This is a genomic window from Curtobacterium sp. NPDC088465 (genome assembly GCF_044753165.1).
Taxonomy (GTDB): Bacteria; Actinomycetota; Actinomycetes; order Actinomycetales; family Microbacteriaceae; genus Curtobacterium.
The window spans coordinates 1,282,623-1,300,389 of record NZ_JBIVMR010000001.1 but is presented as its reverse complement, the minus strand read 5'-3'; the positions used below and the strand labels follow the sequence as shown (position 1 = coordinate 1,300,389).

The 17,767-nt window shown below is 73.3% G+C and carries 20 protein-coding genes; 4 read left to right on the top strand and 16 right to left on the bottom strand.

Features of this window, described 5'->3' with window-relative positions:
* Positions 1-29: 29 nt before the first annotated feature.
* Entirely contained in the window at positions 30-1,715 is a 1,686-nt protein-coding gene (locus tag ACIP6W_RS06165) for a bifunctional 3'-5' exonuclease/DNA polymerase (RefSeq protein ID WP_066657263.1), read from the bottom strand.
* Between the two features lie 101 nt (positions 1,716-1,816).
* Positions 1,817-2,065, bottom strand: coding sequence for a hypothetical protein (locus tag ACIP6W_RS06160; RefSeq protein ID WP_245172042.1), 249 nt, complete (start codon positions 2,063-2,065; stop codon positions 1,817-1,819).
* Between the two features lie 116 nt (positions 2,066-2,181).
* On the opposite strand from ACIP6W_RS06160, the gene ACIP6W_RS06155 reads away from it, so the two are divergent.
* Positions 2,182-2,403 carry a hypothetical protein gene (locus ACIP6W_RS06155; protein WP_066657269.1) on the top strand — a complete coding sequence of 74 codons (222 nt, stop codon included), beginning with the start codon at positions 2,182-2,184 and terminating at the stop codon, positions 2,401-2,403.
* A 55-nt stretch (positions 2,404-2,458) separates the two neighbouring features.
* Here ACIP6W_RS06155 and ACIP6W_RS06150 read toward each other — a convergent pair whose 3' ends face one another.
* Entirely contained in the window at positions 2,459-3,832 is a 1,374-nt protein-coding gene (locus tag ACIP6W_RS06150; RefSeq protein WP_066657280.1) for an L-serine ammonia-lyase, read from the bottom strand.
* 87 nt (positions 3,833-3,919) lie between these two features.
* Here ACIP6W_RS06150 and ACIP6W_RS06145 point away from each other — a divergent pair, with 87 nt between their 5' ends.
* Positions 3,920-4,738, top strand: a complete 819-nt coding sequence (locus ACIP6W_RS06145; protein WP_251160685.1) for a shikimate 5-dehydrogenase — start codon at positions 3,920-3,922, stop codon at positions 4,736-4,738.
* 53 nt (positions 4,739-4,791) lie between these two features.
* Here the strand turns inward: ACIP6W_RS06145 and ACIP6W_RS06140 are convergent, their stop codons facing one another.
* From ACIP6W_RS06140 to ACIP6W_RS06130, 3 genes are all read right to left on the bottom strand, one after another.
* Positions 4,792-5,235, bottom strand: a complete 444-nt coding sequence (locus ACIP6W_RS06140; protein WP_066657286.1) for an SRPBCC family protein — start codon at positions 5,233-5,235, stop codon at positions 4,792-4,794.
* Positions 5,236-5,238: 3 nt separating this feature from the next.
* The gene (locus ACIP6W_RS06135; protein ID WP_251160686.1) at positions 5,239-6,684 is read right to left on the bottom strand and encodes an NAD(P)/FAD-dependent oxidoreductase; all 1,446 of its coding nucleotides are present in this window, start codon (positions 6,682-6,684) and stop codon (positions 5,239-5,241) included.
* A 212-nt stretch (positions 6,685-6,896) separates the two neighbouring features.
* Positions 6,897-7,583: a hypothetical protein gene (locus tag ACIP6W_RS06130; protein ID WP_066657291.1), complete on the bottom strand. Its 687-nt coding sequence runs from the start codon at positions 7,581-7,583 to the stop codon at positions 6,897-6,899.
* A 116-nt stretch (positions 7,584-7,699) separates the two neighbouring features.
* Between ACIP6W_RS06130 and ACIP6W_RS06125 the strand changes: the two genes are divergently transcribed.
* A complete protein-coding gene (locus tag ACIP6W_RS06125) occupies positions 7,700-7,975 on the top strand; it encodes a hypothetical protein (RefSeq protein ID WP_209684843.1) in 276 nt (91 codons plus the stop codon).
* Between the two features lie 48 nt (positions 7,976-8,023).
* On the opposite strand, the gene ACIP6W_RS06120 is transcribed toward ACIP6W_RS06125, so the two are convergent.
* From ACIP6W_RS06120 to ACIP6W_RS06085, 8 genes are all read right to left on the bottom strand, one after another.
* Complete coding sequence (locus ACIP6W_RS06120) at positions 8,024-8,551, bottom strand: GNAT family N-acetyltransferase (RefSeq protein ID WP_066657295.1); 528 nt, start codon at positions 8,549-8,551, stop codon at positions 8,024-8,026.
* Positions 8,552-8,825: 274 nt separating this feature from the next.
* Positions 8,826-9,929, bottom strand: coding sequence for a glycine betaine ABC transporter substrate-binding protein (locus tag ACIP6W_RS06115; protein WP_251160687.1), 1,104 nt, complete (start codon positions 9,927-9,929; stop codon positions 8,826-8,828).
* Positions 9,926-10,705 carry an ABC transporter permease gene (locus ACIP6W_RS06110; protein WP_400428682.1) on the bottom strand — a complete coding sequence of 260 codons (780 nt, stop codon included), beginning with the start codon at positions 10,703-10,705 and terminating at the stop codon, positions 9,926-9,928. Before ACIP6W_RS06110 ends, ACIP6W_RS06115 begins: the two co-directional genes overlap by 4 nt.
* The gene (locus ACIP6W_RS06105; protein ID WP_066657297.1) at positions 10,702-11,979 is read right to left on the bottom strand and encodes an ATP-binding cassette domain-containing protein; all 1,278 of its coding nucleotides are present in this window, start codon (positions 11,977-11,979) and stop codon (positions 10,702-10,704) included. Before ACIP6W_RS06105 ends, ACIP6W_RS06110 begins: the two co-directional genes overlap by 4 nt.
* On the bottom strand, positions 11,966-12,613 hold the full coding sequence (locus ACIP6W_RS06100; RefSeq protein WP_251155594.1) for an ABC transporter permease: 648 nt from the start codon (positions 12,611-12,613) through the stop codon (positions 11,966-11,968). Before ACIP6W_RS06100 ends, ACIP6W_RS06105 begins: the two co-directional genes overlap by 14 nt.
* 298 nt (positions 12,614-12,911) lie before the next feature.
* Complete coding sequence (locus ACIP6W_RS06095) at positions 12,912-13,532, bottom strand: hypothetical protein (protein WP_251155595.1); 621 nt, start codon at positions 13,530-13,532, stop codon at positions 12,912-12,914.
* 57 nt (positions 13,533-13,589) lie between these two features.
* Positions 13,590-14,468: an aminoglycoside phosphotransferase family protein gene (locus tag ACIP6W_RS06090; protein WP_251160688.1), complete on the bottom strand. Its 879-nt coding sequence runs from the start codon at positions 14,466-14,468 to the stop codon at positions 13,590-13,592.
* Positions 14,469-14,583: 115 nt separating this feature from the next.
* Entirely contained in the window at positions 14,584-15,249 is a 666-nt protein-coding gene (locus tag ACIP6W_RS06085) for a ScbR family autoregulator-binding transcription factor (RefSeq protein ID WP_251160689.1), read from the bottom strand.
* A 79-nt stretch (positions 15,250-15,328) separates the two neighbouring features.
* On the opposite strand from ACIP6W_RS06085, the gene ACIP6W_RS06080 reads away from it, so the two are divergent.
* Positions 15,329-15,760 (top strand): hypothetical protein, encoded by a 432-nt coding sequence (locus ACIP6W_RS06080; protein ID WP_251155597.1) that lies wholly within the window; start codon positions 15,329-15,331, stop codon positions 15,758-15,760.
* A 49-nt stretch (positions 15,761-15,809) separates the two neighbouring features.
* On the opposite strand, the gene ACIP6W_RS06075 is transcribed toward ACIP6W_RS06080, so the two are convergent.
* Together ACIP6W_RS06075 and ACIP6W_RS06070 are read right to left on the bottom strand one after the other, a co-directional pair.
* Positions 15,810-16,961: a GAF domain-containing SpoIIE family protein phosphatase gene (locus tag ACIP6W_RS06075; RefSeq protein ID WP_251160690.1), complete on the bottom strand. Its 1,152-nt coding sequence runs from the start codon at positions 16,959-16,961 to the stop codon at positions 15,810-15,812.
* Positions 16,958-17,734, bottom strand: a complete 777-nt coding sequence (locus ACIP6W_RS06070) for a ThuA domain-containing protein (protein ID WP_200884121.1) — start codon at positions 17,732-17,734, stop codon at positions 16,958-16,960. Before ACIP6W_RS06070 ends, ACIP6W_RS06075 begins: the two co-directional genes overlap by 4 nt.
* Between the last annotated feature and the right edge of the window lie 33 nt (positions 17,735-17,767).

Here is a 17,767-nt window from a genome sequence, read left to right as displayed (position 1 = left end):
GGCGAGCACCCGCCCGTGCCGGACCGGGCTCAGTCCTTCGCTGCCCCGTAGTCGCGCACCGTCGACACCGTCAGGGGGAAGACCACCGGGAAGTCCCGGAAGAGCAGCCGTCCGGCGTCGACCGCCGCGGCCCGGACCTGCTCCGCCACGAACGCGGCGTGCTCGACGGGCGTGTGCACCACGATCTCGTCGTGCACGAAGAACACCAGGTGCGGCCCGGCCGTCAGCGGGCCGGGGAACCGGGTCGCGAGCCGGGTCCGGAGCGATCCCATCCACGCCAGTGCCCACTCGGCCGCGGTGCCCTGCACCACGAAGTTCCGCGTGAAGCGCCCCCAGCTGCGGGCACGCCCCTCGACCGCCCGCTGCTGCGCCGGCGTGCCGTCCACCGACCAGGCGCGGTTGCGCGCGGCGAACCAGGCCTCGTCGGGGACGGGCGACGTCCGGCCGAGCAGCGTCGTCACGGGCTCGCCGCGCTCGCCCGCCCGGGCCGCCCGGTCGACGAGCCCCAGCGCCGCCGGGAACGCCCTCGCCAGCCGCGGGACGAGCCGTCCAGCGTCACCCTGGGTCGCGCCGTACATCGCGCCGAGCATCGCGCCCTTCGCCTGCTGCCGCGTCTCGACCGCGCCCGAGGCGACCACCCCGTCGTACAGGTCCCGCCCGTCGCCCGCGGTCGCCATCGCCCGGTCGCCGGCCATCGCCGCGAGCACCCGCGGTTCGAGCTGCGCCGCGTCCGCCACCACGAAGGCCCAGCCGTCGTCGGCGACCACCGCACTGCGGACCGTCCTCGGCAGCTGCATGGCACCGCCGCCGTCCGCCGCCCAGCGCCCGGTGACGACCCCGCCGACGACGTACTTCGGGTGGAAACGCCCGTCCTGCACCCACTCGTCGAGCCATGCCCAGCCGTTCGCGGTGAGCAGGCGGGACAGGCGCTTGTACTCGAGCAGCGGCGCGATGACCGGGTGCTCGAGCTCCTGCAGCTCCCACTTGCGCGTCGACGTCACCATCAGCCCGACCGCCCGGAGCGACCGCAGGACGTCGGCGGGCGAGTCGGGGTTGAGTGCGGGGTCGCCGAGGTGGGCGCGGATCTCCCCCGCGAGCTCCTCGAGCCGGCGCGGCCGTACCCCGGCGGGCACCCGGGGGCCGAGTTCCTCCTCGAGCAGGCGCTCGTGCACGTCCGGACGCCAGGGCAGACCCGCGGACAGGATCTCGGCCGCGACGAGGGCTCCCGCCGACTCGGCGGTGGTGAGCAGGCGCAGTGCGCCCGGCGTCGTCGACGTGGCGACCGCGTCGAGCTGGCGGCGGAACTCGGCGACCGGATCGGCTGCGTCGTCGGCCGGTGCGACGGTGAAGAGCGCGTCGTCGAACAGCCGGGCCTGCGTCGGGCGGGTGGGGCGGGCCTCCTGGCCGGGGTCGTCCCACGTGTCAGGTGGTGCCGTCGCGAGGGCCGTCCCCCGTGCGGCGAGCGCGCCGCGCAGGATGCGACGGCACAGGCGGAGGTCGACGCAGCGGCCGACGCGTCCTCCGGCCGCCAGGACGGCCGGGTACCAGCGGGCGGTGTCGTCCCAGACCCAGCGCACGTCGGGTGCGTCGTGCGCGGCGACGAAGGCCGGGAGGCCCGGCTCGTCCAGGCGCGTCGGCTCGCCGGCCGGCTCCCCCGCGTCGGTCAGGGGCGTCGCGGTGACGCCGCCGTCGACGCGGTGGAGGACGAGGTGCACCCGACGATCATCCTCCTTCCCGCGGGACGCACCGTCGGCGGGTGCTCGCAGCGGTACCGCGGTGCGAGGTGTCGCCGGGGTCGCGTCGTGCGAGGGAGGGCTCAGTCGGCGGGGTGGGGGTCCTGCGTCGCGTCGGTCCGGGGGTCGGTGCCGTCGGCGTCCCCCGGGCGGACGGCCGCGGAGTCCGCGACGTCGATGCGCACGTCCCCGTCCTCGGCGCGGGAGACCTCGACGCGCGGATCGGCGTCGTGCTCGTCCGACCCGGACATCCTGCGGAGGGTGTCCTGTCGGCGTTCCTCGAAGGACATGTCGACGCCGTCGCCGAGGTGGTCGTGGTCCGTGTCGCTCATGCGTCCGACCGTACCCGCGGCGGCCGGAGTGCCTCCCGGCAGTGCACGTGAGCAGCGTTCAGCGATTTGGTGCGCGAATCGGACAGACGCCATGGTGGAGTGATGGAGGTGGAGTGATGGAGACGGAGCGCGCACGAGCACCACGGTGGCGACCGGTCCCCGCCGACGACGTCCCGATCCACGCGGTGGTCCGCTACCGCGACCGCGGGCGACTCGTCGCCGGGACGGCGGTGGACGTCCTCGACACTCCGGGGCGTCCCGCACTCATCGTCCGCACCGACGACGGGCAGCACCACGTCGCACCGCGCGCGATCCCGCTGGAGATGCAGGTCCACTGACCGGCCCGGGCGGTCGTACCGGGGCCGTCGCCACGACGCAGCGCGCTGCGGCCGCTCAGCAGAGGGGGACGTTGACCGCCAGTCCGCCCATCGCGGTCTCCTTGTACTTCGTCGACATGTCCGCACCGGTCTGCCGCATCGTCTCGACGACCTGGTCGAGGGACACGTGGTGCACACCGTCCCCGCGCAGCGCCATCCGGGCCGCGTTGATCGCCTTGTTCGCCGCGATCGCGTTCCGCTCGATGCAGGGGATCTGCACGAGGCCGCCGATCGGGTCGCAGGTCAGCCCGAGGTTGTGCTCCATCGCGATCTCGGCGGCGTTCTCGACCTGTTCGGGGGTCCCACCGAGGACCTCGGCCAACCCGGCCGCCGCCATCGACGCGGCGGAGCCGACCTCGCCCTGGCAGCCGACCTCGGCGCCCGAGATCGACGCCCGCTCCTTGTAGATCGAGCCGATGGCCCCGGCCGTGAGCAGGAAGCGGACCACGGCGTCGTCGCGGTCCTCCGGGAGGACCTCGGAGACGTAGGTCAGGGCGTAGTACAGCACCGCGGGGATGATCCCGGCGGCACCGTTCGTGGGGGCGGTGACGACCCGGCCACCCGTGGCGTTCTCCTCGTTGACCGCCATCGCGGTGAGGTTCACCCACTCCATCGCGAAGAGCGGGTCGTGGTGCGGGTCGTCGCGGGTGAGCTGCTCGTGCCAGTTCGCCGCGCGACGCCGGACCGTCAGGCCGCCGGGCAGCGTGCCGGTGCGGCGGATGCTGCGGTCGACGCTCTCGCGCATGACGTCGTGCACGTGCAGGAGTCCGGCGCGGACCTCGGCACCGGTCCGTGTCGCGGTCTCGTTCGCCATCGCGACGCCGCTGACGGGCAGGCCGGTCGCGGCGCACGCGGCGAGGAGTTCGGCGCCGCTCGAGAACGGGTGCGGGACGGCGTCGTCGACGGGGATCGCGGCCTCGGCCACGGCACCCTCGGTGTCGCTCGTGATGAACCCGCCACCGATCGAGTAGTAGGTCTCCTCGGCGAGGACCGCCCCCGAGGCACCGGTCGCCCGCAGCCGCATCGCGTTCGGGTGGCGGGGCAGCATGGTGAGCGGGTGCAGCACGATGTCGGCCTGGCGGAACGGCACCGTCGCCCCGCCCGCGAGCCGCAGCACACCGGTGCGTTCGAGGTCGTCCAGGGCCGCTGCCATCGCGTCCGGGTCGACCGTCTCGGGGTCGGAGCCCATCAGCCCGGCGAGCACCGCACCGAGCGTGCCGTGTCCCTGCCCGGTCGAGGCGAGCGAGCCGTACAGGTGGACGTCGAGCCCGGTCACGGGGGCGTCGGCGAGCCCGGCCGCGAAGGCCGCGCCGGCACGCATGGGCCCGACGGTGTGGGAACTCGACGGGCCGATCCCGACGCTGAACAGATCGAAGACGGAGACCGGCATCCCGCCACACTAACCCGTCCGGACGGCACTGCTGTCGGGTACCGGGAGTGGACCGCTCCATCGGCACGGGCGTGGGAGACTCGTGCCATGCCCATCCTCCACAAGGACATGCAGGTCTGCATCTCGCTCGCGGCCCGACCGAGCAACATCGGCACGCGCTTCCACAACTTCCTCTACGACGAGCTCGGGCTGGACTTCGTCTACAAGGCGTTCACCACGACCGACCTGCCCGGCGCGGTCACCGGGATCCGCGCGCTCGGCATCCGGGGCTGCTCGGTGTCGATGCCCTTCAAGGAGGCGATCATCCCCCTCGTCGACGTGGTCGAGGAGTCCGCGGCCGCCATCCGGTCGATCAACACCGTGGTGAACGACGACGGTGTGCTCACCGCGTCGAACACCGACTACGAAGCCGTCGCGTCCCTGCTCCGCACGCACGACGTCGACCCGACGGCCCGCGTGGTGCTCCGTGGCTCCGGCGGGATGGCCAAGGCGGTCACGGCGGCGTTCCGCGGTGCGGGCTTCGAGCAGCTCACCGTCGTCGCGCGCAACGCGGAGACCGGTCCTGCCCTGGCCGAGCAGTACGGCTTCGACTGGGTCGCGAGCGTGCAGGAGGCGCCCGAGGCCGACGTCCTGGTCAACGTCACCCCGCTCGGCATGCGCGGTGCGGACGAGGACGCCCTCGCCTTCGCGCAGGACCGTGTCGAGGCCGCGTCGACCGTCTTCGACGTGGTCGCGTTCCCCGCCGAGACCCCGCTGGTCCGCGCCGGTCGCGCCGCGGGTGCGCACGTGATCACCGGCGCCGAGGTCATCGCACTGCAGGCAGCCCGCCAGTTCGAGCGGTACACGGGCGTCGCCCTGACGGACGACCAGGTGCGTCGAGCGAGCGAGTTCAGTCGCGCGGAGTGACCAGGTGGCGGCACGGAGGCTCGTGGCGGTGCCGCCACGAGCCTCCAGACCGTCTACTGGGCGCCCGCGCGCCCCTCCGCGACCCAGCGGAGCCGCCGGATGCTCTCGTTGTTGCGGATCCAGATGCCGGGCTGCGCGATGAACCCGGGCACGAGTGATCCGGGACCCCGGACGGGGTTCTCGCGGAGCGTCACCCGGCTCCCCCGCGGGTGCGGTTCCACCTCGACCTCGACCCGGGCCTCGCCGACCGGCCAGCCCTTCGCCTGGATGACGAGCCGCCGGGGCTCGTCGACCTCGAGCGAGATCGTCGTGTCGTTGATCAGGAACGGCCAGATGCCGAACGAGTGGTGCAGCTCCGTACCGACGGCGGGCCACCCCGGGTCCTGACCGCGCATGCGCGAGGCGCCGACCACCCAGGTCGGGTAGAGCCAGCCGTCCCGGAGCACGTCGAAGACGGCCTCCGGGCTGCAGTGCACGATGCGGACGTTCTTCGCCATGGTTCAGTCCTCCGGTGCGAGGTCGACGTGCTCGGACAGGCCGAAGGTGTGCCGCAGGGCGCTGCGGGCCGCGTGCCAGCCCGCCATGCCGTGCACACCCGGGCCGGGCGCGGACGCCTCCGAGCACAGGTACATGCCGCCGCCCATCCGCCACGGATCGGACGACAGGACGGGCCGCTTGACGAGCTGCCAGAAGCTCGCGGCCCCGGCGGCGATGTCGCCGCCGACGTAGTTCGGGTTGTACTCGCCCATCTGGACGGCCGTGCGGCTGCTCGACTGCAGGACGGTGTCGCGGAACCCGGGCGCGAAGCGCTCGACCTGCCGGACGATCGCGTCGGTCGGGTCGACGTCGGAGCCCGCGGGCACGTGTGCGTACGCCCAGAAGACGTGCTTGCCGCGCGGGGCCCGGCTCGGGTCGACCACGGTCGGCTCGCTCCCGAGGACGTACGGGCGTTCGGCGTGCCGACCCTGTGCCACGGCGTGCTCGGCCTCGGCGATCTCCGCACGGGTGCCGCCGATGTGCACGGTGCCGGCCTTCCGCAGCTCGGTGTTCGTCCACGGCACCGGGTCGGACAGCGCGAAGTCGACCTTCGCCGCCGCGTTGCCGAACCGGAAGCGGCGCAGCGCCCCGCGCTTCGGGGTGGGGATCTGCTTCCCGGCGATGTGCAGCATGCCCGGGACGCTCGTGTCGAAGAGGACGGCCTTCGCCGGGGTCAGGTCGGCGAGGGACCGGACCTCGCGCCCGGTCTCGATGGTGCCGCCGTGGGCGACGAGGTCGGCGGCGAGCGCGTCGACGATCGCCTGGCTGCCCCCGATCGGCACGGGCCAACCGCGGGCGTGGGCGTAGGAGCCGAGCGACAGCGCGGCCGCGGCGGTCGACAGGGACGGCATGTGCTGGATCGAGTGCGCCGCGACGCCGGAGACCATCGCCGGTGCGACCTCGTCGCGGAACCGGGCGTTCCAGGCGGCGCTGCCCTGCTCGAGGGCGCGGAGACCGAACCGCAGGACGGTGAGCGGGTGTCGCGGGACGTGCAGCAACGCGTCGGTGGCGAAGTCCGCGACCCGGTCGGCGCTGCCGGACAGGGGCGCCATGAGGTTCCGGAAGGCGCGGCCGTCGATGCCCAGGCCCTCGGCGGTGCGCTCGAGGTCGCGGTAGGCGATGCCGGCGCGGCCACGGTCGAGGGGGTGGCCGTACTGCACCTCGGGCAGCCGGAGCTCGATACGGTCCTCCATGCGGAAGAGCCGGAAGAACTCGGACTGCAGCGCCATGGGGTGCACCGCGGAGCAGACGTCGTGGTGGAACCCGGGCAGCGTGAGCTGTGCCGTGCGGGCGCCACCGCCGATCGTGTCGTTCCGCTCGACGACCTCGACCGACAGCCCGGCCCGCGCGAGCGTCACCGCCGCCGCGAGTCCGTTCGGTCCGGCACCGACGACCACCGCATCAACCATGTACCCGAGCCTAGGGACGCGCGCCCCCGCGGGCGGTCAGCCGTGCCCGGCTCCCGCACTTGCCCGCCCGCACGCGCCCGTTCCTTCCCATCACGCGCGCTGTCCCTGGCGGGAACGGGCGTACCGGGTGGTCCGGCGGGACCAGGTACGCCCGATCCCGCCCGGTACGCCCGGAACGACCAGGCACCTGCAGGACCTCGCAGGGTCCGTCGTCAGGGGCGTGCGGTGTCCGCGTCGGCGGGATCCGTACCGTCCTCGGCGGCGTCGCCCTCGTCGGGCTCGTCCGCATCGGCCGGCGTCGCGACCGGGGCCTCGGCGCCCGCCGGGTGCTCCGCGAGCAGCGCCGCGAAGTCCTCGTCGAGCATCTGCTGCAGACGTTCGTCGCGGCCGATCTCGTAGTCCTCGGTCGGGCGCTGCGCCCACCCGAGACGTCCGACGACGGTCGTGCCGATGTCATCCCACGCCCGGGCACGGGCCTGCAGCACGATGCGGTCGACGAAGCCCTGGTCGTCGCGCCGCCGGTCGAGCATGGCGGCGAGCTGCTCGTAGGTGGCCTCGCGCGTGCGGAGCTTCAGGTCGTCGCCGCGCTTGTAGTCGTGCTGGTGCTGCGAGCGCCCCCGCTTGTTGCTCGACGTGGACCGGATCTCCCGCATGCGGGCGGCGTCCCCGCGCTGCTCCTCGGCCATGCGGTGCAGTTCCTCGCGGGTGGCCTCGGCGATGACGGCGTGGTCGAAGTACCCCTGGTCGCGGAGGGCGTTCGTGATGATCCGGTTCGCCACCGCGACGGTGACGGCGGCCCTGGCGATGAGGAAGCCCTCGTCGACGGCCCGCTTCAGCTCCACCTGGCTGACCGGGCGGTCGCGAACGTCGTTCCTGGGGCGTCGTCCGAACAGGGCCATGCTCCGACGATACCGGCGTGCGGCCGTCCGTCCGCAGGAGATCCGTCCCCGGGAGGACCCGCGGTCACACCACCGGGGGACGCGCCGCGGCAGCAGGACCCCGTAGCGTCGGGGACATGACCACCGTGCAGCACACCCCTCGGACCGGCCTCGGCACCGCGAGCCTCGTGCTCGGGGTCTGCTCGCTGCTCGCCGGGTGGACCTTCTTCGCCCCCGTCGTCGGCCTGTGCCTCGGGATCGCCTCCCGCAGTCGTGAGCCGATGGCCCGTGGCCGAGCGGGGTGGGGCATCCTCCTCAACCTCGTCGCGCTGGCGGTCTGGATCGTGGTCGGCGTGCTGCTCCTGCTCGGCGGCGCGTTCGCCGTGTGGGCGGGCGTGTCCCAGGGCCGCTGAGGCAGCGTTCGTCCCGCCGGGGGCCCGGCGGAGCGCCGCCGAGGACCGTCAGGTCAACAGCCCGTACACCGCCACGTCGACCCGTCGGGGCCCGAGCGGGAGCGCGCTGCGCAGCGTCCCCTCGTGCACGAACCCGAGCCGCTCGGCCAGCGCCCGGCTCCGGGCGTTGTCGACGCCGGTGCGGACCTCCACCCGGGCACTCCCCCGCTCGCGCGCGACCTCGAGCAGTGCAGAAGCGGCCCGTCGGACGATGCCGCGCCCCTCGTACCGCTCGTCGATCCAGTAGCCGAGCGACGCCTGGCCCAGGTACGGGTCGAGCGCGAGCGACACCGAGCCGACGATGCTCCCGTCCACCCGGACGACGCACGGCACCGCCCGGTCCATCGCGTACTGCCCGAGCAGCTGCTCCGTGTGCAGGACGAGCGAGTCCCGGGAGACCGGCGCCCAGGCCCACGGTTCCGCGGCCCGGAGGCGTGCGAGGTTGGCCTGCACCAGGTCGTGGACGGCGTCGACGGTGCTCAGGTCGCGCAGCGTGAGCGTGCACCCGTCGCCGAGGTCCCGTCCCGAAGCCGCCACGTGTCCGAGACTATGCACGCGGCGTGCGCGCCGTCCGGAGCCGGCCGCGCGGACACGCAGACACGCGAACACGCAGCGACGCGGCCACGCGGCCACGCGGCCACGCGGCCACGCGGCCACGCGGCCACGCGGCCACGCGCTCGACGCGATGCAGCCCGTCCGGAGCTCGGGAGCAGCGACGCGACCCCGCGGACGACGGGAGGCGCGGTGCCCACCGGCACCGCGCCTCCCGTCCGACAGGTCACCCGGTTCGCCCGGACGACCGAGTCACCCGTCAGGGCGCCGTGATGAAGCCCTTGTCCACCATCCAGTCGAAGGCGACGTCCGCCGGCTCGCGGCCCTCGACGTCGACCTGGCGGTTCAGCTCCTGCAGCGCCTCGTCGGTGAGCTCCGGCGAGATCTGGTCGTACACGTCACGGAGCTGCGGGTACTCCTCGAGCGTCTCGGAGTCGATCACGGGTGCGACGTTGTACGCCGGGAAGAACCCGCGGTCGTCCTCGAGCACGGTCAGGCCGAGCGACTTGATGCGGCCGTCGGTCGTGAAGACCTCGCCGAAGTTGCACTTGCCCCGGTCGGTCGCGGTGTAGACCGTGCCGGTGTCGAGGATGCTGACGTTCGACGTCGGCACGCCGTTCTCGCCGGACCCGCCGAGCTCCAGGCCGTACTTCTCGAGCATCGGCTTGAAGCCGTCCGCACGCGAGTTGAACTCCGACTCGACGCAGAACGTCCGCTGGTCGACCGGCAGCTTCGTGATGTCCGACAGCGTCTTCACGTCGTCGAGCTCGGACACCGCCTCGTCGCGCACGGCGAACGCGTAGGTGTTGTTCATCGGCGCCGGTTCGAGCCAGGTCAGCCCGTTGCCGGCGTCCTCGTCCTTGACCGCCTGCCACTGCTCGGTCTTGTCGGGGATCCCCTGCTCGTGCGCCATGAACGTGAGCCAGGCGGTGCCCGTGTACTCGTACGTGAAGTCCGCGCCGTGCGAGGTCATCAGCTCGCGCACCGCGACGGACCCCGGCACGTTCGTCTCGTCGGTGACGTCGAACCCCGCCGCCTTGGCGGCGAGGACGGCGATCTTGCCGAGGACGAGCTGCTCCGTGAAGTTCTTCGACGTCACGGTCAGCTTCGCGTCGTCCGGCAGGTCGTCGATCCGCTGGATCGATCCCGGCGCGGCACCCGGCACGAAGGACGCGGCCGGCTGCAGGCCGCAGCCGGTCAGGACGAGGGCACTCGCCCCCGCGACGGCGGCGGCGGCCACCCAGCGGCGACCGGTGGACGGACGGGAGGCGCGGCGGGCGCCCGTCCCGTCGGTGCGGCGGGCGCGACGTGCGCCCTGCTCGCGGGTCGTCTCGTCGGCGTGCGTCGTGTCGTCGGGCGTCATCGGAGTCCCTTCGGTCGTGCGACCGTCTCGACCACGCGGCCGATCCAGTCGATGGTCAGGGCGAGGAGCGCCACCAGGAGCGCCCCGGAGACGAGCACCTTCGGCAGGAACAGGGTCACGCCCGTGGTGATGAGGAGGCCGAGGCCGCCCGCGCCGACGAAGGTCGCCAGGCTCGCGGTGCCGACGAGCAGCACCAGGGCCGTCCGGATGCCGGAGAGCATGACCGGGACCGCCAGCGGCAGTTCGACCTTGAGCAGCACGCTGAGGGCGCTCATGCCCATGCCGCGGCCGGCCTCGACGAGCCGGTCGTCGACGCTCTGCACACCGAGCATGGTGTTCCGGAGCACCGGCAGGATCGCGTAGAGCACGAGGGCGACGACCGCCGACCAGCTGTTCAGGCCGAGCCAGGCCGCGAGCAGCACGATGAGCCCGACCGCGGGGGCCGCCTGTCCGAAGTTCGCGACGGCGATGACCGTGGTGCTCGCCCGCCGGAAGGGCCCGCGGGTGAGCAGGACCCCGAGCGGGATGCCGATCACGAGCACGAGCACGGTGGCCTGGAGCGTCAGGACGAGGTGCTGTCCGGTGAGCTCGAGGATGCCCGACGGGTTGAGGGTCGAACGCTCGGTGGCACTGAGGTCCGCGGTGTTCAGCCAGAGGACCCAGGCGGCCAGGACCACCAGGATCGTGATCGGCTGGACGAGCAGGCCCTTCCAGGGGGTGCGCTGCGCGGTGCCCGGGCCGGCTGCGGCGGGCGCGTCGGTCGCGACGGCGGTCACAGGTCCTCCCCGGACGTCGCGACCGTCGGGGCCACGGGCGAGGACGGCAGGGTCTCGATCGGGTTCGTGTTCGTACCGACCGGCGTGTACGCCTGCTCGTCCGCGGCAGCCGCACGGGACCGGGTGATGGCCTCCATGACGGTCTCGACGGTGATGACGCCGCGGAAGGCGTCACGGCGCCCCGTGACGAGCGCGGCACCGGCGCTCGAGACGAGCATGGTGTCGAGCGCGTCGTTGAGCGTCGCCCCCTCGCCCACGACGGGCAGGGCGGGGTCGATGCCCTCCGGGATGCGGTCGAGGCGTTCGAGCTGCCGCCGGGACGGCCACCCGATCGGGCGCTGACGGCGGTCGACCACGACGGCGTGCCCGTGCCGTCCGGCCTCGTCCATGCGCTGCAGGACGGCCTTCGCCTCCTCGCCCGGCGAGCAGGTCACGGCGTCGACGACGTCGACGTCCCGCACGCGGTTGAGGGTCAGCTGCTTGAGGCCGGCGCCGGAGCCGATGAAGTTCTCCACGAACTCGTTCGCCGGTTCGGCCAGGATCCGCTCCGGGGTGTCGTACTGCACGATGTGCGCACCCTCGGTGAAGATCACGATCCAGTCGCCCAGCTTCACGGCCTCGTCGAAGTCGTGGCTGACGATGACGATCGTCTTGTGCAGTTCCTCCTGGATGCGCAGCAGCTCGTCCTGCAGGCGCTGCCGGGTGATCGGGTCGACGGCGCCGAACGGCTCGTCCATGAGCAGGACGGGCGGGTCCGCGGCGAGCGCCCGGGCGACACCGACGCGCTGCTGCTGGCCGCCGGAGAGCTCGCGGGGGAAGCGGTCGCGGTAGGTGGCCGGGTCGAGCGAGACCAGGTCGAGGAGCTCGTCGACGCGGGCGGCGATCTTCTCCTTCGACCAGCCGAGCATCTTCGGGACGATCCCGATGTTCGCCGCGACGGTCATGTGCGGGAAGAGGCCGCCGGCCTGGATGACGTAGCCCATGCGTCGGCGGAGCTCGTCGGCGTCGATGCCGGTGACGTCCTCGTCCCCGACGACGATGCGGCCCTCGGTGGGTTCGATGAGCCGGTTGATCATCTTCAGCGTGGTGGTCTTGCCGCAGCCGGACGGGCCGACGAGCATGACGATCTTGCCGGCCGGGATCTCGAGCGTGATGCCGTCGACGGCGGGCTTCTGCTGGCCCGGGTACCGCTTGGTGACCTCGTCGAGCAGGATGCTGCGGCCGGTGACGTCGCCCTCGGGGGCGGTGGTGGTGGCGGAGTCAGTGCTGGACACGGATACCTCTCGGGGTGGTCAGGCGGCCGAGGCCGATGAGGAGCAGGTCGAGGACGAAGGCGAGCAGGACGACCCCGACCACCCCGACGACGACGGAGTTCAGGGCGTTGGCGCCGCCGAGGCGGGACAGGCCGGAGAAGATGAAGCCACCGAGGCCGGGGCCGAGCGCGTAGGCGGCGATCGCGGCGATGCCCATCACCATCTGCGCGGACACCCGCACGCCGCTCAGGATGATCGGCCACGCCATCGGCAGTTCGACCTGCAGCAGGGTGCGCATCCGGCTCATGCCGATCCCCCGCGCCGACTCGACGACCGTCGGCGGGATCTCGGCGAGGCCGACCACCGCGTTCCGCAGGATCGGCAGCGTGGCGAAGAACACGACCGTGACGACGGAAGGCACGACGCCGAACCCGAGCGGCACGATGAGCAGACCGATCACGGCGAACGACGGCAGGGTCAGCCCGACGGCGGACACCCCGTTCGCGATCGAGGTCAGCTGCGGACTGCGGTAGACGAGTGCTGCGAGCACCACGGCGATGAGCGTGGCGAGCACGGTGCACTGGACGACCAGTGAGAAGTGCTGCCACGACGAGAACCAGATCTGGTCCCATCGCTCCACGACGTACTGGAACACGGTTGGGCGCCCCTCCCTGGTCGGCCGAACGCCCCACCGGACGGGGCACGAACTCGACCGACCGTACGCAGGGGTCGGGGTACTTGACCAACGGCAAACGTCCGATCCGTGCAGTTCCTGCAATTTCGCGCAGGAAGAAACCCCAGTTCAGCGGGCGAGGGAGCGGTGTCACCTGGGAGAACGGTAACGATGTCGAGCAGCGGTCGGCTACTGCGGGATCCTGCCCGCAGCGAGGACGACCCGCCGCACGGGGTACGACGGGTCGTCCGGTGGGACCCGGGACGGTCCGGCTCCCCGATCAGGCCGGCAGGGGGACGCGTCGGGCGGCGACCCGCTCGGCCTCGTGCACGGCGACCCGCTCCGCGGTGAGGAGCAGCGACGCGACCTCGGCAGCGCTCCGCCCGGGCCGGTCGTTCCAGGTGGTGAGGTCGCGGACCCGGGCCATCCGGACGTCCGGCGCCGGGCACCAGACCACCGGTCGCCCCTCGTCGGCGGCCAGGGCGTGCCACACCAGGTCGAGGGCCCGCTGCACCGGCTGCGAGTGCACGACCTGCGGGCCACCCGCCGCCGAGACGACGGCCCCCACCAGGCAGGCGGCGACGAGCGGTCGGCCCTGGGCGGCGAGCGCCGCAGCACTCGACGCCTTGCGCAGGCGTCCGTGCTCGTCGAGGTAGGCGAACCAGGAGTGTTGGATCCACCCCTGCTCGACGACGCCCCGTGCGCCGCTGAGCAGCCGTTGCAGGTCGTCGAGCTCGTGCAGGTGGGCGACCAGCCGTCGGTCGCGGGCTGCCGCGCGCCGGACGGCCAGGCGGTCGAGCAGACCGCGGAGACCGGTGCGACGGACGGCGTCGGGTCGGGCGGACGGGGCGGGAGAGGCGTCGGTGTCGACGTCGTGCGGGACGCGGAACTCGAGGGTCATCAGGCCCCTCCGATCTCCAGTGCACGGACAGGTGAGGGAACGGTAACCCCTGCGGGCTCAGCCGTCCAGCACCGCGTCGATCGCCCGGGCCGCGACCGTCCGGAACGCGTCGTCGTCCGTCACGGCGAGCGCCGACGCGATCGACACGGCCCACCCGCGCGCCCGGGTCCAGGTGGCGGGGTCCGCGTCGACGAGCGACGCGAACGTCCGCCCGCCGGCGTCGTCGAGCGTCAACCACCGGGTGGCGAGGTCGACCGCCGGGTCGCCCGCGGTCAGGTCACCGAAGTCGACCACGGCCGACAGGCGTCGGTCACCGAGCGGCGTCGGCTCGACGAGCAGGTTGAACGGGTGCAGGTCGCCGTGCACCCAGACGGGAGGCCCGACGTGCGTCGGCGCACCGGCAGCGGTCCGCCAGAGCGTGGCCAGCTCCACGGCGCGGGGCACGTCGTCCGTCGCCAGTCGCGTCGTCACGGCCCCGCTCCGCGTCGCGAGCGGGACGGCGCGGACCGGGTTCGCGGGGGCGTCCGCCGGTGCCGGCACGTGCAGGCGGGTCACGACGGCGGCGAGGTCCCGTGCCACCCGGACGCCCTGGGCCTGCTCACCCGCCGGTCGCCCGGGCAACCACGGCACGATGCTCCACGCCCAGGGGTAGCCGAGCGCGGGACGGCCGGTGCGGACGGGCTCCGGGACGGGTGCGGCGTCCCCCACCAGCGCAGCGATCGTCGGCAGCCACCGCTGCTCGTGCTCGACGAGGGTGGCGGCCGCGGCGCGGCGGGGCAGCCGCACGGCCAGGGCGTCACCGGCACGGACCACGACGTTGTCCCACCCGCTCGCCACGACCCGCAGGGGCAGGTCGGCGAGGTCCGGGTGCTGGTCACGGAGCAGTGCGACGACCAGCTCGACGTCGACGTGGAACTCGGCCGCCGGGGTGCCCATCGGGCCAGGGTACGACGTCGTCGTCATCCCCGCGAAGTGGGGCTGCTGCGGAAACGTACTCCTTGGTATCCTCCAAGAGAAGCGACGTGGGTGTCCCTGGGGGGACCCGCGTCGCTCAGACCTCCCCGGGGCACTCCGGCCGGATGATCGCCACGAGTCGAGGCACCTCGGCCCGGGTCCGTTCGGTCGCCATCGCCGACAGCAGCATCGTCCAGAGCTCCTGCAGCCGGTCGTACAGGTCCGCCCGGTCGTGCAGCATGTCCGACACCATCTGCACACCGGCGACGGCGGGGCTCACGACGTGCCCGACGAGCTCCGGGTCCCACGACGGGTCGACCTCGCCGACCTCGATCGCCCGACGGATGATGTCGGCCGTGTGGTCCACCCAGCGGCCGAACGGGTGCTCGCGCGGGATCTCCCGGGCGTTCGGGTCCGCGGCGAGCCGGAGCCCGGCACGGACCACGACCTCCCGCGTCATCTGCGTCGCCACGCCCTGCGACATCCACATCAGGGACTCCAGCGGCGATGCCGAACGCGTGGCGGCGACCTCCGCGTAGTGCCGGGAGATCTCGTCCTGCCGAGCGATCACCGCGCTGGCGATGTCGGCCTTCGACCGGAAGTGGAAGTACAGCGCCCCCTTGGTCATGCCGGCACGCTCGGCGACGCCGTCCATCGACGCCCCGAGGTAGCCGCGCTCGTCGAACTCGGCCGCCGCGGCCTCGATGAGGGCCGCGCGCGTCGCCACCGCCCGCTCCTGCCTGATCCGGCCGTCCTGCGCCATGTGCTCGATGGTAACCAGCCGGCCCTGCCCGGAGGAGGCCCTCAGGGGACCCCCCGAGCGCTGCCGTACCGTGACCGGCATGGACGGATGGCGGGACCCGCGGCGCTGGGTACGGGTGGGACGGTGGCTGCTGCTGCCGATCGCCGTGCTCGACTGGGTGGCCCTCACCCCGCAACCGGTCGTCGTCATCGCCTTCCTGCTCGCCGTGGCCGGCATGGCCGGCATGGCGGCAGCCCTCGTCGTGCGGATGCTGCACCGGTCCCGTGGCGCGATGGCGGGCCTCGGCGTGGTGCTGCTCCTCGGGGGACTCGTGGTCCTCGGGCTCGACCCCTTCCCCGGCACGGTGCCGTTCCTCGACCCGTGGTGGCCGGACGCGATCACGCAGCCGCAGGTCGTCGGCAGCGCCTACTGGAAGACCGCCGGCCTCGGGGTCGAGCTCGCCGGCTTCGCGCTCCTGGCCACGCTGCTCGTCGCGGCCGCCACCGGACGACCGGCGCCCCGCGGCCACTGACGCCGCAGCACGTCCACCCGGAGGGGCACCCGTCCCCGACTCCGCGCGGTCAGGTGCGGGTGAGCACCACGACGGCGACGTCCGCGCCGTCGCCACCGACGGGGACGAGCGATCGGACGTGCGCGACGAGGTCCTCGGGGTGCGCCACCGCCAGCGCTCCGAGCCCCTGCACGTCCCCGACACCGTCGAGCGCCAGCGCGCCGTCGGTCGCCAGCACCACGCGGTCCCCCGGCCCGAGGTCCAGCGCGCCGACCGTGCGCGGCACGGTGTCCGGCTGCAGGCCGATCGGCAGGTCCGACGACCGCAGCGCGGCCACCGTCCCGTCGGCCCGCACGAGCAGCGCCGGACCGTGCCCGGCGTCGACCCACTCGGTGTGACCCGTCGTCGGGTCGAGGCGCACGTGCAGGAGCGACCCGACGGCACCGCCGGCCGACAGGTCGGGGGCGAGCTGCGCCTCCAGGCCGGCGAGCGCGTCGTGCAGCGGCAGGTCCGTGCGGGCGACGACGGCGGCACGGACCGACGCCGCGAGGAGCGCCGAGGCCCGACCGCCCGCGGTGACCGTGCCGATCGTGGCCTGGACGGACCCGTCCGCGGCGGTGCGCCAGTCGACCAGGTCGCCCCCGTCCTCGTCCGGCTCGAGGAACCCGTCGACCGCGGCTCCCCCGGTCGTGACCGGGTCGGGCACGAGCCCGGTGAGGACACGTCGTACCCGGCCCCGCTCGATCGAGTGGCCGAGCTCGCGCTCCGCCCACCGGGCGAGGTCCCCGAGGAGCGCGAGGTCCTCGTCGGAGAACACCCGCGGCTGCGCGTCCATCACACACAGCGTCCCGACCCGCGTGCCGTCGGACATCGTCAGCGGTGCGCCGGCGTAGAACCGGACCCCGTACTCGGTCACGGCGGGCGTGTCGGCGAAGCGGAGGTCGAGGAGCGTGTCCGGGACGACCATCGGCTCGGGGGTGAGCACCGTCGTCGCGCAGAACTGCCCGGTCGCCGGCACGCTCGTGCCCTGCTGGAACCCGAACGTCGACTGCGTGGTGACGAGGTCGTGGTGGACGAGGTTGAGGAAGGTCAGCGGGACGCCGAACGCCTCGTGCGTCATGCGGGTGATGCGGTCGAAGCGCTCCTCGGGCCCTGATCCGAGTACCTCGAGCGCCTCGATCACCGCAGTGCGGCGGGCCGCACCGTCGAGATGGTTGGTCACCCCTCCTGTGTACCCGCACCACCGGCGAGGAACCAGTCCCGCGGGTGGGGGTCAGCCGTCAGCTCGCGTCGCTCGGACACCGGGGCCGCCCAGGCCGCCGCGTTCGCGAGCACCCGCTGGATGTCCGGGTGGTGGTAGACGGGGTACTCCTGGTCGCCCGGCGAGAAGTAGAAGACCCGGCCGAGACCCCGGCGGTAGGCGACACCGGAGCGGAAGACCTCGCCGCCGGCGAAGGTCGACAGGAAGACCTCCTCGTCGGGGCGCGGGATGTCGAAGTACTCGCCGTACATCTCCTGGCGGTCGATGACGATCGGGTGCGGGACGCCGGCGGCGATCGGGTGCTCGGGTGCGATCGTCCAGACGAGCTCACGCTCACCGTCGTTCCGCCACTTCAGCGAGCACGTCGTGCCCATCAGGCGCGTGAACGGCTTCGAGTAGTGCCCCGAGTGCAGGACGACCAGGCCCATCCCGGCGTGCACGGCCTCGACCACGCGGGTGACGACCTCGTCCGACACGTCCTGGTGCGCGACGTGTCCCCACCAGAACAGCACGTCCGTCTCCGCCAGGCGCTCGGCGGTCAGACCGTGCTCGGGCTCCTGCAGCGTGGCGGTGCCCACCGATGCCTCGGGGTGGTGCTCCCGGAGCGCGGCGGCGATCACGGTGTGCATGCCGTCGGGGTAGTGCCCGAGCACGGTCGCGTCACCGCGGCTCTCGTGCACGTTCTCGTTCCAGACGACGATGTTCAGGGGACGGCTCTCGGTCGGCGCTGACATGCCCCCGACGCTACCCGCTCCCCTGGTCGAATC

Bases quoted from the DNA above. Each gene is read 5' to 3' on its own strand.
- ACIP6W_RS06160 (WP_245172042.1), bottom strand. From the start codon at position 2,065: ATGAGCGACACGGACCACGACCACCTCGGCGACGGCGTCGACATGTCC.
- ACIP6W_RS06085 (WP_251160689.1), bottom strand. From the start codon at position 15,249: ATGGCGCAGGACGGCCGGATCAGGCAGGAGCGGGCGGTGGCGACGCGC.
- ACIP6W_RS06140 (WP_066657286.1), bottom strand. From the start codon at position 5,235: ATGGCGAAGAACGTCCGCATCGTGCACTGCAGCCCGGAGGCCGTCTTC.
- ACIP6W_RS06115 (WP_251160687.1), bottom strand. From the start codon at position 9,929: ATGACGCCCGACGACACGACGCACGCCGACGAGACGACCCGCGAGCAG.
- ACIP6W_RS06135 (WP_251160686.1), bottom strand. From the start codon at position 6,684: ATGGTTGATGCGGTGGTCGTCGGTGCCGGACCGAACGGACTCGCGGCG.
- ACIP6W_RS06155 (WP_066657269.1), top strand. From the start codon at position 2,182: ATGGAGACGGAGCGCGCACGAGCACCACGGTGGCGACCGGTCCCCGCC.
- ACIP6W_RS06095 (WP_251155595.1), bottom strand. From the start codon at position 13,532: ATGACCCTCGAGTTCCGCGTCCCGCACGACGTCGACACCGACGCCTCT.
- ACIP6W_RS06070 (WP_200884121.1), bottom strand. From the start codon at position 17,734: ATGTCAGCGCCGACCGAGAGCCGTCCCCTGAACATCGTCGTCTGGAAC.
- ACIP6W_RS06130 (WP_066657291.1), bottom strand. From the start codon at position 7,583: ATGGCCCTGTTCGGACGACGCCCCAGGAACGACGTTCGCGACCGCCCG.
- ACIP6W_RS06090 (WP_251160688.1), bottom strand. From the start codon at position 14,468: ATGGGCACCCCGGCGGCCGAGTTCCACGTCGACGTCGAGCTGGTCGTC.
- ACIP6W_RS06150 (WP_066657280.1), bottom strand. From the start codon at position 3,832: ATGCCGGTCTCCGTCTTCGATCTGTTCAGCGTCGGGATCGGCCCGTCG.
- ACIP6W_RS06080 (WP_251155597.1), top strand. From the start codon at position 15,329: ATGGACGGATGGCGGGACCCGCGGCGCTGGGTACGGGTGGGACGGTGG.
- ACIP6W_RS06125 (WP_209684843.1), top strand. From the start codon at position 7,700: ATGACCACCGTGCAGCACACCCCTCGGACCGGCCTCGGCACCGCGAGC.
- ACIP6W_RS06145 (WP_251160685.1), top strand. From the start codon at position 3,920: ATGCCCATCCTCCACAAGGACATGCAGGTCTGCATCTCGCTCGCGGCC.